The organism is Bacillus sp. 2175 (genome assembly GCF_057812155.1).
This window is the reverse complement of record NZ_CM173819.1, coordinates 1,344,266-1,359,128: the sequence shown is the minus strand read 5'-3', so window position 1 is coordinate 1,359,128 and position 14,863 is coordinate 1,344,266. Positions and strand designations below refer to the sequence as shown.

The following is a 14,863-nucleotide window of genomic DNA, read 5'->3' as shown; positions in this document are numbered from 1 at the left end:
TCGGTCATTTGTTTAATTCATATATATTTTTCGTTTCCTCTATCATTTTAGTTAACGAGAAATATCTCATTGCTTTCTCTCGTGCTTTCAATCTAATAGCAGTTACCTTTTCTTCATTCCCTTGTAGTTCCTCAAGCGCACTTGCGAATTCTGATTCGCAATATTCAGATATCAAAACACCTGACTCTCCATCTATTACCGCTTCATGTATTCCACCAACATCTATTGAAACAATTGGTGTCCCTGTAGCCATCGCTTCAATTACTACCATTGGAAACACTTCACGAAAAGATAATAAAAGTAAGGCGTCCATATTCCCTATAAACTCATGCGGCTCTGAAATATTCCCTAGCATCTTCACCCTTTGCTGCAATCCATATTTTTCTATTTCTTTCATAATCGATTCTTTCTCTGGTCCATCACCAGCAATATAAAACATAAAATCATTTCTCTTTTTCAACACATTTGCAATTTTGACAAATAGTTGATGGTTTTTCTCTTTGGATAATCTAGCTAATATCCCTATTTTATATGTAGATTCTTTCTTTTTCTGCTGGAATAAAAACTTTTCAATATCAACACCGTTATAAATTGTATTTATTTTTTCTTCTGCTACATGAATTGAAATTAAATTGTTCTTTTCAAACTCACTTACTGTAATAATATTGTTCACATATTTATTCATGAAATACCGAAAAAGCGTTGGCATTTTCTTTTCTAATATCGTTACATTGTGTTTCGTATAAACAATTTTCATCTTTTTTTTAATAAACTTTTGAAGTAGAAAAGCATATAATACCATTCGCAAACTATTTGCATGAATAAGTTCTATCTTTCGTTTACAAATTTCGTTTCGTAAATAATAAATATTTCTCAAATGATTCCATCGACTAAGTAAGATAAAATTTTCTTTTCTAGTAAGGGATTCATATAGTTCTCCATCACCTGCAGCTGTATAAATCTTAAAATCCTCATAATGCAAATTATTTTCTAATTTACAGAAATAATTTTCGGCTCCGCCAGTTATCAATTTATCAGTCATCAACAGTATATTCATAATTGCGTCTTCCCAACTACATTGATTTTATTTTTTTTATAAGCATGATAAGCATACTTACTAAAATAGTAAAAGCTTTGCACTGCATTAAGACTTTTTTGGTCCCTTAATAATTTCCAATACCGAAAAGCTGCTCTAACTTTATTTCTCGAAACAGAATTTGCTACAATTCGATACTTCGCTAATACTTGCTGTATCCCTTTTGCTTCATGCCCTTCATGTAATAAGTTCAGCCATAACGCTGTATCTTCCGGCTGTACACTAGGCATTTCGACATACGGAATTTTTTCACGATCAATCATCACCGTTAAACACCCGATAATTGTATTTCCTACTAAATAATGATAGTCAACAGATTTTGGTACACTCACTTCGCGATTTAATTCATTACCATTTTCATCAATTAAACTATACGACGCATATGAAAAAGCAATATTCATTTCTTCCATAAATAACAATTGTGTCTTCAATTTATGCGGCAACCATATATCATCACTATCTAAAAAGGCAATGTACCTTCCTCTCGCCTCTCGAATCGCTAAATTCCGAGCTTTAGCAGCACCAACATTTTCTTTTAATGATAATAACCTAATACGTGAGTCTCCTTCTATTATCTCTTTAATTTTTACGGCAGATTGGTCGGTTGAACAGTCATCAACGATAATCATTTCCCAGTTTTCATACGATTGATTCTGTACAGATAAAATTGTCTCACCTATAAATCGTCTACTATTATAAGAAGGTGTTATTACAGAAACATGAGGCGCCTTATTATGTGCTGATAGACATTTTACCATCTATCTTTCCCCTTCCTTCATATATTGAAATATACTTCACAACAACTGCTAAAAATAAAAAGAACGCTTCGTTAATAATGAGTGACAATGACATCATCTGAAATAAAAATGCAATCATAGTCAATAGAAGGTATGGTTTTTCACGAAACAAAGTATGCTGCGCTAACTTAAACATTAATATGAATAAAAACGCACTATATAGAAGAAAACCAATTGTACCCGACTCAGACAAAATTTCTAAAAATGTATTGTGTACATATAATTTTTCATTAAATTGATACTCATAATAATTCGAGAAGTTAAACGCACCAATTCCGATATATGGATTGGATAAATAATATTTAAAAGCAGCTTCCCATAATGTAAATCTACCACTTCCATTATCATGGGAAAAATCAGAAATTCGTTTATTTAATATGTCATCTAATTGGCCCCCCATTACACTATTCGATAAACTAAAAATAACTACACTAAACAATACTAAACTCATAATTATTTTTATTTTTTTAGCGAAACTAGACATACATATATATACAAAAATGACAAGCACAAGCGCTAATATTCCCCCTCTTGAAAAGGTTAATAGACTCGTCGTAACACATAAAATTAACCCTAAGATGTTTGTGATATTTTGCAAATTCGTCATATAGTACATAAAAAATATTGTATTATAGAAAATAAAAATGTTAGGATCATCTAGCAATCCAATTAACCGTGGATATCCTCTATCAACTAATAATCCAGCAAAAATTTCTCTCTCTTCTCCACCGTATAAACTAAAGTATTGTAAACCGATTATATAGAGTAGTAGACTTACAACATTAAATACTATTCCTACATAAGCAATAGATGATTCAAGTACCACTATTTCAGTATTCCCCAATAAATTTCTCATTATAAAATAGCATCCTAAAACGAGTAGCACGCCAAAAATCATACGAATACTAGCATTTAAATACATAGAAAGAATTCCGCTTAAACAATAAATGAAATAAAACAGTAAAAATATAACTTCATGAAAATATAACTTTTGAATATGAAAGTCTTTAATTGTTAAACAAAAATATATGACTAAAAAAATCATATATATCTTCAATGAAAATCCAATATATAAATTGTATTTACTTAACATGACAAATAATATTAGAAGAATAATCCATCCCATTGATACTTTCATATTATTTTCCATAGGCTATATCCCCTGTTTCGTAATATAATCCTTTTTGCGTATTTTTCTTATAAAAGAAAGAAGAAGTTTTTTTAGCTCATAATCATATAGGAATATGGCAGCTACTACAATTAGTATATTAAGAACAAGCGCAATTAAATGATATGTATGCAATATATATTGCACTCCAATAAAGGTTACACCAAAATAAATTGTATACGGTATTACAATTTGGAATACAATTTTTTTCTTCACTACACTTACCGCTATATATCCCACTAAAGCGACTATTTCAAATAAAACCATAGCGTATGCCGCTCCTATCACTCCACCAAGACTACTAAAGCTATAAAGCATAACCCCACCTATCACCAATGCTACACACTGCACAACAGTCCTCTTATTTTGACAACCACTCGTCGTTAAACCGTCAGCAATGGCAATATTTAAACTTTGTAGCACAATAAGAAATGATAATATTTGGAGTGGTTCTACTGCATTCCTCCATTCTTCATGAAAAAATATAGAAATAAAGTATGGTGCTAAATGATATAAACCGATCGTCATACATATTCCTACAATCGCCATTGATTTAATTTGAAGTAAATTTAATTTCGTATGCTCTTCTATATTATTCTGGTTATAATGCTTAAAGAGCACCGGAAAAAATGCACCTGCAATTACCCCTGGTACTTGATATAAAGCTGCCGGCATCCGGTACGCCACTGCAAAAACACCTACCATACTTAATGGCAATGTATAGTTAAGCAAGATAGGCGCTAATTGTGGCGTACTCATTATTAAAAAACCGCTAATAATAAAGGGAGTTAATTGCCAAAATAACGCTTTATGAATTACGACTTTCATATTCATTTTCGTCTTTCTTCTCATGATATATATACTGAATAAACCACCAATCATATACCCAAAAGCATATAAGCGAGCTGTTACATACACCGGTAACTCTCCGAAAATACAAAAACATGTAATTATAATGACAACTGATGCTGATACAACTTTTATGAGCGCTATATACTTCATACGTTCCGTCAGTTGAAAATAGGCAATCCCTATGTTTTGCCAAGTTAATCCTATTAACATGAAAAACATTACGTTTATCATCATATAAATTAAATTTTTATCCGCATACATATAATGAATAGCAATATAACCGATGATAGAAATAAAAATAAGTAGAATCATCCTTATTTTTATATACGATGATAAAATCTGCTCTAAATCTGCTCCATCCTTTGCCCCTTCTCGAAGAAACGTATTACTAAGTCCTAAGTCTGTAAAAAATAACATAACAAACGTCACTGCTATGGCAACACTAAACATCCCATAATGTTGTGCGTTAAAAAAGTTTGCTAAAACAATTAAACTGACGGCCTGAAGAAGGTTAGCTAAAATCGTACTATAAAATAGATGGATAATATTGCTTAGAATAGATCTACCCATACAAGTTCTCCTTTGCAAGTAACCTACTTACATATGTTGTTTGTTTACATATATATTTATCTTGCACCATTACCGTTCAATACAATTAAAACGGTTTTACATAAAATACGGATGTCCGTCCGAAATGTTTTCATTTCAATATACTCCATGTCCAGCCTCAACTTTTCCTTTGGATCAAGATTATACCCTCCATTTATTTGTGCCCATCCTGTTAATCCTGGTTTTACTATTAAACGTTCCTTAAATTCTGGAATATACGCATCAAACTCATTATAAAAAAACTCTCTCTCTGGTCTAGGGCCTACAAAAGACATATCTCCTCTTAAAATGTTTAAGAGCTGTGGTAATTCATCAATTCTCGTTTTTCTTATAAACAATCCAACTTTTGTAATTCTTTGATCATGTTCTTTTGCCCATTGTGGTCCGTTCATTTCAGCATCCTTTACCATCGACCTTAATTTAAATACATTAAACTTCTTCCCGTTTATACCTAAACGTTCTTGAAAGTATATTGGAGCCCCTGATGTTTCTAAGGTAATCATAATACAAAAGAACAACATAATTGGTATTGTTAATAGTAACAATATGATTGAAAATATAATATCAAACAAGCGTTTTACACTTCGATTCAATATGCTAGGCTTTTCTTGAGCCGGAATCGTATACAACTTGGCTTGATTTGTTTCACGAATCATGGATCGTTACCCCCACATTCAAGAATATAAAATTATACCTATTAATTCACATTCTTTCCTATTTATATCCGCTATTACTTTTTGCACTGTACGTAGTGAATCTTTTCGCTTTTTAACTGCTAAAACCACTCCATCGCATTTCCCTGCAATAATGTGCGTAGCAGGAAGCTCAAATACTTCAGAAGAATAAACGAAAATGTAATCAAAATCTTCTTTCCACTTAGCAATCGCATTATCAAATTCATCCATAGCAACTAAAGGCGTCCCTGTATGTACTGTTTTTTTTGCAGGAATACAATATAAGTAATTAGACAAATTACTAGAAAAAGATTCATAATTGCAGGAGGAAGAGCTTATTATATCGTTTACTGTTATCATGTGATCACTTTGTAATAATACATGTAGTTTAGGATCAGAAAAATTCACATCAATAAGTAACACCTTTTTTTTCATTTCCGCAAACACTAGACCCATATTTACTATAAGCGAGGCAACAACACCTCTGTCCTTCGTTGAACTAACTGTGAACAGTTGTTTTCCGGATTTTTTCAGCTCGTGATACACCGTATAAAACTGCTCTTTCATCAGATCATCATGCAAATTGAATGGCAGCTGCTTCTTTGTCCTAAACATCGACATGTTCACCTCGATATATAGATGATTTTTTATCAACCTCTGTAGGTTTCTTTTTTCTATTTGGTTCCATATTTATGTGACCAATAACAGAGACTGTTGTTATTTTCTCTAAATCCTGTTCCGTGTATATACGTTCATCAAAATAATCTCGAAATACAGCTAAACCTATCCCAACAAAAAAACTAACAATTAAAGAAATAGGAATGATCAGTTGAAATTTCGGAAACAATTTTTCAGCCTGTTCCTGTAACTCAGGATCAGTTAATACTTTCACCCCTTGTACATTTGTGTACTGTTGAAAGCTTTTTTGTGATTGCTCTGCCAATGTCTTTACAATGTCTTTCACGATTTTCGGATTGGAACCTTTTACTGTAACAGTTACAATTTGTGAGTTGTCCGTATTCACAACCGAGATTTTTTGTGCTAATTCATAACTTGATTGCTCTAATTTCAAAGTTTTTTTGACTGTTGAAATAATTAATGGGCTTTTTAAAATATCAACATACGATGTTACTAGTTGCTTATTTTCTTGTGTTTTATTTGTTGAATTTTCCTTATTAAACTCATCTAAATTCCCAACAAGAATTTGCGTTGAATATTGATATGACGGCTTTAAAACATACATAGAGATAAGAACTAAAGAAGCGGTTAAACAACACATCGTTAAAATAATCGTTACGAATCTTCTTTTCAGTAATTGTTGAAAATCTTTTATACTCATTTCTTGCTTCAATTATTTCACCGCCCTTTTCTGAATAACATCCTGCAATTCACTCTTTACAGATAACCCTTTCTCTCTTCTATCCACTTGTTTTGTTACATACTTTCCGACTCCGAATGCAAATTTTTCTACATATACATACGAAAGCATTGCAAGTATAAACGAAAAAACAAGTGAAAAAATTAAAATAATAGGCAACGGTAATATTTCATGGAGCATGTATATAAGGGAAAACAACGATATAATATGGTATAAATAAAGACTGTAAGAAATCTTCCCCAAATATAACAAATATTTATTATGTAGCAAGGACGACAAAGTTGATATTGACAAACTTAATATGACAAATAAACATGCACTTATCGCCACTACGTAGTCTCGAAATATAAAATTATTGAGCACTTTAATTTCTCCTATAAGCCCTTCATACATAAAAAGTAAAATCGCAAATAAAAACCATGCAATTTTCGTGTTTTTAGTACAATTACTATAAAAAACTATTAAATTATTTTTATACTTCGCAACTAGTGCTCCTAGTAAAAACAGTACTGTGTAATGCAATGTTAATGCATAGCTTGTTAATGTTAAGCCCGAGCGAAACAAAAATAATATTACGACAGAACATATACTAAAACTAAACAATAATAGTAATGAACACCTTAACGTTTTTCGTAAGCAAATCATCAAAATTAACGGGAAAATTATTGATATTCGCATTTCATGGACAAGTGACCAAATCACACCGTTATATGCATCTGTATTATATTTCCCAACCAATAAAATATGTTGTGCGATTAAGCTTGAAGAACTTTCAATCGTCCATGAGCGATTAAACCATTCACTTAAATAAGAAATACCATATTCACTAATTGTAATCTGGCATACAATAGCTATAATTATTGCCACAATATAAGGAATATATATTCTGCATATACGTTTTAAAAGGTATGACCCATAGCTACTATAGTTTTTTTGAATAGATTCATACAAAACAAATCCGCTCAAAACAAAAAAGATAATAACTGATTCGTTACCACTACTAAAAATTAGACGAGCAGGCGTTTCTTTTAATAGATACACAACAAATGGTTTATTATCTTCATAACTGTAATTTTGAAATGCTGAAAAAATCATTAAATGATGACCAATCATTACTACTAATGAAGAAATCCCTCTTATAGAGTCCAATTCTTCGTATCTTTTCATCTTTTTACATCAACTCCTAATGAAATGATAATAATCATTTCAAAGCGACATCTTTATTCATATTCCTCTCCTTTCTTTTCATTCCAATTTTTCATATTAAAATGATTTTATAGTATAAATTTGAGTGTATTGTAACATTTTTTGTAATATTTTGAATAGAAAATCTCAAAAATTGGTATATACCAATTTCAACCTCGAAAAATGAGTAATATTGATAGAAAAACGCTATAAAAATATCTTGCATATTTACAAAATTAAAGAGCTGAATAGCGTTTTTTCAATATAAAATAAAAAAGATAGCCTACATAGGCTATCTTTTTTATTTTATTTAATTACTGGCACCACTATATGCTACATGTCGTTTCTCAATTCTCTCTTCAATTTCTTTCATATTTTCTTTATTATTTAATAGTGATTGTTTATTTTCAATTAATAATTGTTTAAAAGATTTTCTCACTTTTTTTCTCATTTTCATTGTCCTCCTTGGGGGATGGTTTATATAAAAGATAAAGAATTATCTGTGTGTTCTTATAATAATTGATTGTTGTGAATTCTATTTGAACTTCATATGAAAATCTCGTTTATTTTCTGACAACTTTGTGAACACGAAAAAATGATTATCTAAAACTATGTTGAAATTAATTCACTTCATGATAAAAGTTATTATTTTCATCAACTTTTATCATTATATCTTGTCGAAATATTTATATATTTAAAATTGAGTTCGACATAATTTTATTTATTATAATACTGTTTACAAAAACAAAAAGAAGGTGTCACCAAGTCAAAGTTCGACTTATGCAACATCCCTCTTCCCAAACTATTTATAGCATATTTATTAATATTTCAGGTCTTCCCCAATTCATTTCTTCACAAACAAATCTAAGTTTTTCTTCATCCATTGTGTGTAATCCTTCTTCTAGTGAACATGAAATTGGAACTTCACAGTGAATTTGGGCTAATTGTAACGAAATATTTAAGTTCTCTAAATCACTTTCAATCTTCGTACGCTGCGCTTTTGTTAATGATTCTACATTTTCTAGTACAGCGGATACTGTTCCGTGCTCTTGAATAAGCTTATACGCTGTTTTTTCACCGATACCTTTTACCCCTGGATAATTATCACTTGTATCTCCCATGAAAGCTTTTGCGTGGACGATTTGCCACGGCTCTACACCTTTTTCTTCCATGATTTTCTCCGGTGTGTAATATTCGTAATTTCCAATTCCTTTACGCAGAAGCATGACTGTAACGCTCTTATCAACAAGTTGAAGTAAATCCGTATCACCTGTTAAAATATAAACTTCAGCTTCATTGCAATATTGTTTTGCAAGCGTACCGATACAATCATCGGCTTCGTAGCCTTTCATACCGATAACTGGAATGGATAATTTTGCAGTCATTTCTTGCACTAAATCAAATTGAGGAATTAATTCTTCTGGTGGCGCTGCACGATTTGCTTTATAATTCGAGAACGATTCTGTTCTAAATGTCGTACTTCCCATATCCCAGCATGTAACGATATGTGTTGGTTCGATCGCTTGCGTAGCTGTTAATAAGTGTTTCATATAACCATGAATCCCGTTCGTAGGGGTTCCATCTTGTCGTTTCATAAATTGTCCGTAGACACTTGTTGCGTAAAAAGCACGAAATAATAGTGCCATACCATCAACTAATAATACTTTTTTCATAATTCCTCTCCTATTAAAAAAATAATAACCTTACGTTATCACGTAAGGTTATATAAATAGATTACCATTCTACGTTTTTGCTCAACTTTGTCTATTATACATTGTTTTTGTATATTTAGCATCATTAACACATTAAGACGTTCTACTACAACAAGTATGCAAGATGCCTGAATACGTATTTTTTCCAGTAGAAACAACGATAGCTTTTGCATTTCCACTAACAATATGCGAACCTTTAAAACATACATTTTCAAGCTCAAGTGGATTATAATCTTTCATCCGTTTTAATGGAATAAACCGTTTACGTTCAAGGTGATAGCAGCTCTCAAACTTCTCTATATTCGCTTCGTTTCCCGTTAACACAGACTCATTCACTAATAAATCATCTGCATAAATAATACGTACATCAGCTGGCACAGCATCTCCAGCCGAAAGAAAAATCATATCTCCAGGTACAAGTTCTTGCACAGGTATCTCCATCATTTTCAGTTCACTATTTAGCCCTGTACTACTAGAACATTCTACTCTAGATACAGTAATCGTTTCACGTTGTAATTCATCACACACACGTTGTTTTGAAAAACCTGGAATCATGCCACCTAGCTTCATCATTACTTCTGCAAGAAGTGCTCTTTTTGAAGTTAGTTCATTTCGGCCATATACTTGAATACGTTTTTGTGCCTCTTTCATTGATAGTCCGTCTCTTGTTGTTTTAAAATATGCAAATACAGATTTTACATCTCTTGTTGCAATTTCAATTAATAAATCTTTATTTTTTTGGAGCATTGTTTGTTCTTTTATTGATTTTTTACTTAGTTTATATGACGTGTTACCCACAGTTTTGTTTGCATATAACATATTATCGTCTCCTCCTTTACAACATAGGAAGAAACGCTTTGTTTCTCAATTTATCCACTTTACTGTGAAAGTGTCTCGCGCTTTATAAACGCTATATTGTGATAAATATAGAGGGAGGAACAAATCGTTTCCTGCCTACATCATATATTTTTGATTTGAAGTATATGGGTAACGGAACCGAGTCAGAATTTGACATGCTCCTCACCTCCTCGTTTAATTTTATAGTTTATAATATGAAATTACTCATAGCTTGGTAACAAAAAAGACCCCTACCCTTAAGAGAGTAGCGGCCATTACATACACAAATAAACGATTTCTAATATAATTAGAAATCTACGGACCTCTCCCTCACCGAGTTTTAGCACTGTATAGCATAGGTACATTACCAGCTACGTTAAGAAAAACCTTAATTCGATCATTCCTGTTGACCCATTGGCGTCTCTCGACATTTTTGGGCAGTAGCATTTCTCTATACAGGAGCCTCACCTAACAGAGACTTATTTTCATTACATTGAAAATGTTACTCTTATTTAAAATAGATGTCAACCGTAGCCTACAATTTTTTCAAATGGTATGGCAAACTAACGTATATAAAGTGAAACTTTAATCAGTGGGGGTTTTGTTCATCCGCCACTGATTATTAGCCCTCACCAATCGGGCTGCCCGGCAAATAGCGGGATAAAATAAAAAACTTTACGTTTAAACGTAAAGTTTTTAATAAGTTATACAACCAGCGATTACAATCCCAATTGAAAGCGATAAAAACATAAGAAAAAGACCGACTGCTTGATTATCTTCTTCGAGACTTTTGTTTATATTAAAGCGTGGTGTAAGCCACTCAGCTAAATAAAAGACGATAATTTGAGCCAAAATCCCAACTGCTCCCCACGAAATCATATCAAGAAGTGAAATTGAATTAGCTGCTGTCGAATATAAAACGATAGCTAACCCAAGTAATCGCCCTCCAAGCACATAGCTTACCGCCTTATTACCTTGAGCCATTAACTTAAATTCCTTAACTTTCGTTGTCACTTCCATCAAGAACAGACCAATACATAAAAGTCCAAGTGTTACTGCTAAATATAATAAAAAATTAATCATTTTTCCCCCTCCTTTTTATACCTACCGGTAAATAGTACGATTCATTTCCTGTAATCTTTTCTCCCGCGCGAATACCGATACTACTCGCTTTTCCAGCAATTAAAAAAGAACCAAACACATAGGACAGTTTCTCCATCCCTTTTTCTGTTTCCAAGGATACGACTGGCAGTTCTGTATACTTTTGAAATATCGGCAGTGCAGTTTTATACGTTTGATGTGCATTTTGAAGCATAATATTTTCATCCTTATCGCGAATCGTAATTGTATCTCCTTCTCTACCAAATGAAGGTTTTTGAACGAAAGAACCTTTTCCTAAAAATAAATCTGGTTCTAAATATGTAGGTAACATATATTCTTTAATCCACTGTTGTTCCTCGTTTGTATAAAAGACCTCTTCTTCTGCTAACCCCCAAATAAGACACTGAATTGATTTTGGCTGAAGTAAAAATGCTGACAAAGGATTTATTATAAAAAGCTTTCCGGCTTTTACAAGTTGCAGCAGTTCCACACCTACCAAATCTCCTGTTTCAGGATCTTGATCCTCAATTAAATCTTCTATCGGATATGTTTGGCGATATAAAACATCAATCTTCGCCCCATCTTTATCAACTAGAGCATCTTTTGTAATTCTAAGTTCTGACATTGGCACTACTTTATTTTCAACATGGCATAGCTGACTTAAATACATAGTGGTATTCCAATCCTCGATATGTTCATGATGTGCTGTAAAAACAACATTTGGATTATCTAATCCCTTTGTCGCTTCCATTACTGCTTTCGTTAGACCAGAAGATAGCAATCGTTCTTGATCCGAGTTTGGATCATCATAGCCTAGATTTTCACATACTTTCCCATTCATTTGAAAACATTCCACAATAAAAGTTGGTGTATCACTATTAAACTCAAGCATTTTGATTTTGTTATCCTCTGTTACAGCAAAATCAAATCGCGAAATTACAGATTCAGGATAAAGCCCTTTCATTCTAATGAATGATAAACTCGGGGATGGAAAGCCAAGATCTAGAAGCTGTTCGTCACTTAGATTACGCAGCAGTCTAGCAGTCTTAAAAAATATTTTGCCCATTCGTTCAGTCGCTAAGTGTAATTGGTCCAAAGTCTGATTTGTTATAGAAAAAACATGAAACAAACTATACTCACATTCATATAAATCCGACCAAAAATTCGGATATTTTAAATAAAATTCTTTTCGATCCCTTATGTATTGCGACATATTTTAGCCCCCAAATCCTCCCTTTGAACCGCTTCCAATTCCACCTTTAAATTCAGTAGACGATTGATACGATTTAAACGCCGATGAATTTTTAAAAGTGGATTTATTTTGATAGTATCGCCCACCATAGAAATAATGCCCACGATAACCTGAACTACTATCATCACACTGCCATACCCCAAGTTCATCATCCCAATCCCAATCAGAACAACTATTATCATTCGGTTTTGGGGGAAGATCTTGTGCGCAACCAAATAAAGTGCCAGTCATTAAAGACGTTACGACACCACCTACTAGCCATTTCGTTTTTGTCACCTTCGCACTCCCCTTTTTAAATTCTATTCCTATTATATAGGATGGCATGATAAAGTAGAAGAAAAAGGAAGAAGAGGTATAAAATGCGCTTAGAATATCGACTTAATGATGAAACGAAAGGGTATCCTGCTTTATGGAACTACGCCAATATTTCTAATTCTGAAATTATCGCACGCATGACTTGTGAATATTTTATTAAAGAGAAAAATACTTATGTTGTTACTGCAACTTCGGTTGACCCAGACGGAACAGCAGTTATTTATATTCAAAAAGAAGTTTTCGCCAATGACCCTTCAGACCCTACATACTCCCACATCGGTTTTGAAATTAGAGAACTAAGTGAAACAAGTTCAAGCTTAGTAGATAGTCAAGATGTATGGAACTACGAAGAAATTTTACCATCTCTTCATTCAGATATTATATATATTCAGCGAGACGGCATTTCTATGGAATTCTCCTTGGATTCAAGAGAGACTGATGAAGACAGAAAGTGCTACATTTATTACGGAAACTTCACAGGTGAATCAAGATAATATTAATATATCTATGCAACAAAAAAACCTTACGTATAAAACGTAAGGTTTTTATATAGCCCCACATATGCCGTTCTCTCTAGATGTCCATAAACCTGCTCTCACAGGTGGATGCCCTCACAAATGTTTGTAACTTCCTTCTTAAAAAGATGGCATGTTAGCTACATTTAAATATTGAACTTCCATATTAAACTTATTGGTTTAAGACATGCATAAGCTACGTACACCGTAGGAATTTTATATAAGGTTAGTTGAAATAAGACCCCCGCACGTGCCGCTCCTCGTAAATGTCCAAAAACCCGCTACTCGCAGGTGGATGCCCTCACAGTTACCGTACATCTTCCTCCACAAGGAAGGCTTGATGATGGTCGCTAAATATTGAGCTTCCGTATAACTAACATCGGTTTTAGACATAAATAAGTTACGCACACCGCAGGATGTATTATTTACTTGTCGTTATATTATCACATTGTTTCCAATGTGTAAAATACAAAGTTTTTCGAGCAATCTCTTGCTTGTGACCTTATTTTAATACAAATTATTTTTGCATGCAAGTGATTAATCTTCTTCTTTTGCAATTTGATTTTCTGGATAAGAGATCCAATCACTCCAGCTACCTGCATACAATTTAACATTTTGGAATCCAGCCAATTTTAATGCGACGATATTTGGACATGCCGTAACACCAGAACCACAATATACAATGGTTTCCTTATCTTTCGACAGATTTTGGAATCGTTCTTGTTGCCCAGCTTTATTCTTAAATTGTCCTGATTGCAACATTCCATCCTTCCAAAAATGGTTTACCGCTGTTGGAATATGTCCTGCTTTATGATCGACAAGTTCCTCTACACCAGCATAACGTTTGGGCTCTCTTGAATCAATTAATGTAACATCCGCACCTGCACGGATATTCTCTCTGACCGTTTCCATCGTTACAAGCATATGATCTTGTATATTAGCTTTGAATGTTTTTCGTATAGCAACAGGAATTTCCGCTGTTGTCGGTAGTCCATTCTCTTTCCAAGCCTGGAAACCACCATCTAATATATATACTTTCTCATGTCCTACATAGTTACATAACCACCATAAACGAGCAGCATTTGCACCGGCTTGACTGTCATACGCAATTACTGTCGTATGTTCATCAATACCAGCCTTCGAAAGCTTGTCTGCAAACTCCTCAATATTTGGTAAAGGATGGCGGCCACCATGTTCTGCTATAGGACTTGATAAATCTAAATTCAAATCAAAATATAACGCATGAGGAATATGTCCTTCTTCATACTTTTCTCTACCCCAATTAGGATTCGCTAAATCAAAACGACAATCGATTATACGGACATTCTCATCTTCTATATGCTCACGTAACCATTCGACTGTAACTATCATC

General features: G+C 33.0%; 16 protein-coding genes, 2 other RNA genes and 1 riboswitch. Of the genes, 1 reads left to right on the top strand and 17 read right to left on the bottom strand.

Annotated features, from left to right (window positions below; genetic code table 11):
• Nucleotides 1–4 precede the first annotated feature (4 nt).
• The 14 genes from ACXKY9_RS07410 to ACXKY9_RS07345 form a co-directional block, all read right to left on the bottom strand.
• Entirely contained in the window at nucleotides 5–1,057 is a 1,053-nt protein-coding gene (locus tag ACXKY9_RS07410) for a glycosyltransferase family 4 protein (protein WP_001023684.1), read from the bottom strand.
• Entirely contained in the window at nucleotides 1,054–1,854 is an 801-nt protein-coding gene (locus tag ACXKY9_RS07405; RefSeq protein WP_000237696.1) for a glycosyltransferase family 2 protein, read from the bottom strand. The genes ACXKY9_RS07410 and ACXKY9_RS07405 overlap by 4 nt, the downstream gene beginning before the upstream one ends.
• On the bottom strand, nucleotides 1,829–3,043 hold the full coding sequence (locus ACXKY9_RS07400; protein WP_000429870.1) for an O-antigen ligase family protein: 1,215 nt from the start codon (nucleotides 3,041–3,043) through the stop codon (nucleotides 1,829–1,831). The genes ACXKY9_RS07405 and ACXKY9_RS07400 overlap by 26 nt, the downstream gene beginning before the upstream one ends.
• Nucleotides 3,044–3,046: 3 nt before the next feature.
• Entirely contained in the window at nucleotides 3,047–4,483 is a 1,437-nt protein-coding gene (locus ACXKY9_RS07395) for an oligosaccharide flippase family protein (RefSeq protein ID WP_000533743.1), read from the bottom strand.
• 56 nt (nucleotides 4,484–4,539) lie between these two features.
• The gene (locus ACXKY9_RS07390) at nucleotides 4,540–5,178 is read right to left on the bottom strand and encodes a sugar transferase (RefSeq protein ID WP_000617649.1); all 639 of its coding nucleotides are present in this window, start codon (nucleotides 5,176–5,178) and stop codon (nucleotides 4,540–4,542) included.
• Between the two features lie 18 nt (nucleotides 5,179–5,196).
• Entirely contained in the window at nucleotides 5,197–5,817 is a 621-nt protein-coding gene (locus tag ACXKY9_RS07385; RefSeq protein ID WP_002133101.1) for a CpsD/CapB family tyrosine-protein kinase, read from the bottom strand.
• Nucleotides 5,804–6,547 carry a YveK family protein gene (locus tag ACXKY9_RS07380; protein ID WP_000807065.1) on the bottom strand — a complete coding sequence of 248 codons (744 nt, stop codon included), beginning with the start codon at nucleotides 6,545–6,547 and terminating at the stop codon, nucleotides 5,804–5,806. Before ACXKY9_RS07380 ends, ACXKY9_RS07385 begins: the two co-directional genes overlap by 14 nt.
• Entirely contained in the window at nucleotides 6,548–7,741 is a 1,194-nt protein-coding gene (locus ACXKY9_RS07375) for an acyltransferase family protein (protein ID WP_000833054.1), read from the bottom strand.
• Nucleotides 7,742–8,069: 328 nt separating this feature from the next.
• Nucleotides 8,070–8,210 carry an FbpB family small basic protein gene (locus tag ACXKY9_RS07370; RefSeq protein ID WP_001228048.1) on the bottom strand — a complete coding sequence of 47 codons (141 nt, stop codon included), beginning with the start codon at nucleotides 8,208–8,210 and terminating at the stop codon, nucleotides 8,070–8,072.
• 355 nt (nucleotides 8,211–8,565) lie between these two features.
• Complete coding sequence (locus ACXKY9_RS07365) at nucleotides 8,566–9,432, bottom strand: 5'-3' exonuclease (protein WP_000757075.1); 867 nt, start codon at nucleotides 9,430–9,432, stop codon at nucleotides 8,566–8,568.
• Between the two features lie 132 nt (nucleotides 9,433–9,564).
• Entirely contained in the window at nucleotides 9,565–10,290 is a 726-nt protein-coding gene (locus ACXKY9_RS07360; RefSeq protein ID WP_000964949.1) for a P-type ATPase actuator domain-containing protein, read from the bottom strand.
• 335 nt (nucleotides 10,291–10,625) lie between these two features.
• Nucleotides 10,626–10,791: riboswitch (M-box (ykoK) riboswitch) on the bottom strand.
• A gap of 213 nt (nucleotides 10,792–11,004) precedes the next feature.
• Nucleotides 11,005–11,391 carry a DUF350 domain-containing protein gene (locus ACXKY9_RS07355; RefSeq protein ID WP_000606857.1) on the bottom strand — a complete coding sequence of 129 codons (387 nt, stop codon included), beginning with the start codon at nucleotides 11,389–11,391 and terminating at the stop codon, nucleotides 11,005–11,007.
• On the bottom strand, nucleotides 11,384–12,622 hold the full coding sequence (locus tag ACXKY9_RS07350; RefSeq protein WP_000084939.1) for a glutathionylspermidine synthase family protein: 1,239 nt from the start codon (nucleotides 12,620–12,622) through the stop codon (nucleotides 11,384–11,386). Before ACXKY9_RS07350 ends, ACXKY9_RS07355 begins: the two co-directional genes overlap by 8 nt.
• Before the next feature lie 3 nt (nucleotides 12,623–12,625).
• Complete coding sequence (locus tag ACXKY9_RS07345) at nucleotides 12,626–12,937, bottom strand: hypothetical protein (protein ID WP_000169031.1); 312 nt, start codon at nucleotides 12,935–12,937, stop codon at nucleotides 12,626–12,628.
• Between the two features lie 83 nt (nucleotides 12,938–13,020).
• Here ACXKY9_RS07345 and ACXKY9_RS07340 point away from each other — a divergent pair, with 83 nt between their 5' ends.
• A complete protein-coding gene (locus tag ACXKY9_RS07340; RefSeq protein ID WP_001235521.1) occupies nucleotides 13,021–13,470 on the top strand; it encodes a hypothetical protein in 450 nt (149 codons plus the stop codon).
• A gap of 54 nt (nucleotides 13,471–13,524) precedes the next feature.
• On the opposite strand, the gene ssrS (ACXKY9_RS07335) is transcribed toward ACXKY9_RS07340, so the two are convergent.
• The 3 genes from ssrS (ACXKY9_RS07335) to ACXKY9_RS07325 all read right to left on the bottom strand — a co-directional run bounded on the left by ssrS (ACXKY9_RS07335) (nucleotide 13,525) and on the right by ACXKY9_RS07325 (nucleotide 14,862).
• Nucleotides 13,525–13,708, bottom strand: a non-coding RNA gene (ssrS, locus tag ACXKY9_RS07335) — 6S RNA.
• Between the two features lie 21 nt (nucleotides 13,709–13,729).
• Nucleotides 13,730–13,912, bottom strand: a non-coding RNA gene (ssrS, locus tag ACXKY9_RS07330) — 6S RNA.
• Between the two features lie 116 nt (nucleotides 13,913–14,028).
• The gene (locus tag ACXKY9_RS07325) at nucleotides 14,029–14,862 is read right to left on the bottom strand and encodes a sulfurtransferase (protein WP_000637566.1); all 834 of its coding nucleotides are present in this window, start codon (nucleotides 14,860–14,862) and stop codon (nucleotides 14,029–14,031) included.
• Nucleotide 14,863 lies beyond the last annotated feature (1 nt).

Coding starts and splice junctions, on each gene's coding strand:
- ACXKY9_RS07410 (WP_001023684.1), bottom strand. CDS start 1,057: ATGAATATACTGTTGATGACTGATAAATTGATAACTGGCGGAGCCGAA.
- ACXKY9_RS07405 (WP_000237696.1), bottom strand. CDS start 1,854: ATGGTAAAATGTCTATCAGCACATAATAAGGCGCCTCATGTTTCTGTA.
- ACXKY9_RS07400 (WP_000429870.1), bottom strand. CDS start 3,043: ATGGAAAATAATATGAAAGTATCAATGGGATGGATTATTCTTCTAATA.
- ACXKY9_RS07395 (WP_000533743.1), bottom strand. CDS start 4,483: ATGGGTAGATCTATTCTAAGCAATATTATCCATCTATTTTATAGTACG.
- ACXKY9_RS07390 (WP_000617649.1), bottom strand. CDS start 5,178: ATGATTCGTGAAACAAATCAAGCCAAGTTGTATACGATTCCGGCTCAA.
- ACXKY9_RS07385 (WP_002133101.1), bottom strand. CDS start 5,817: ATGTCGATGTTTAGGACAAAGAAGCAGCTGCCATTCAATTTGCATGAT.
- ACXKY9_RS07375 (WP_000833054.1), bottom strand. CDS start 7,741: ATGAAAAGATACGAAGAATTGGACTCTATAAGAGGGATTTCTTCATTA.
- ACXKY9_RS07370 (WP_001228048.1), bottom strand. CDS start 8,210: ATGAGAAAAAAAGTGAGAAAATCTTTTAAACAATTATTAATTGAAAAT.
- ACXKY9_RS07365 (WP_000757075.1), bottom strand. CDS start 9,432: ATGAAAAAAGTATTATTAGTTGATGGTATGGCACTATTATTTCGTGCT.
- ACXKY9_RS07360 (WP_000964949.1), bottom strand. CDS start 10,290: ATGTTATATGCAAACAAAACTGTGGGTAACACGTCATATAAACTAAGT.
- ACXKY9_RS07355 (WP_000606857.1), bottom strand. CDS start 11,391: ATGATTAATTTTTTATTATATTTAGCAGTAACACTTGGACTTTTATGT.
- ACXKY9_RS07350 (WP_000084939.1), bottom strand. CDS start 12,622: ATGTCGCAATACATAAGGGATCGAAAAGAATTTTATTTAAAATATCCG.
- ACXKY9_RS07340 (WP_001235521.1), top strand. CDS start 13,021: ATGCGCTTAGAATATCGACTTAATGATGAAACGAAAGGGTATCCTGCT.
- ACXKY9_RS07325 (WP_000637566.1), bottom strand. CDS start 14,862: ATGATAGTTACAGTCGAATGGTTACGTGAGCATATAGAAGATGAGAAT.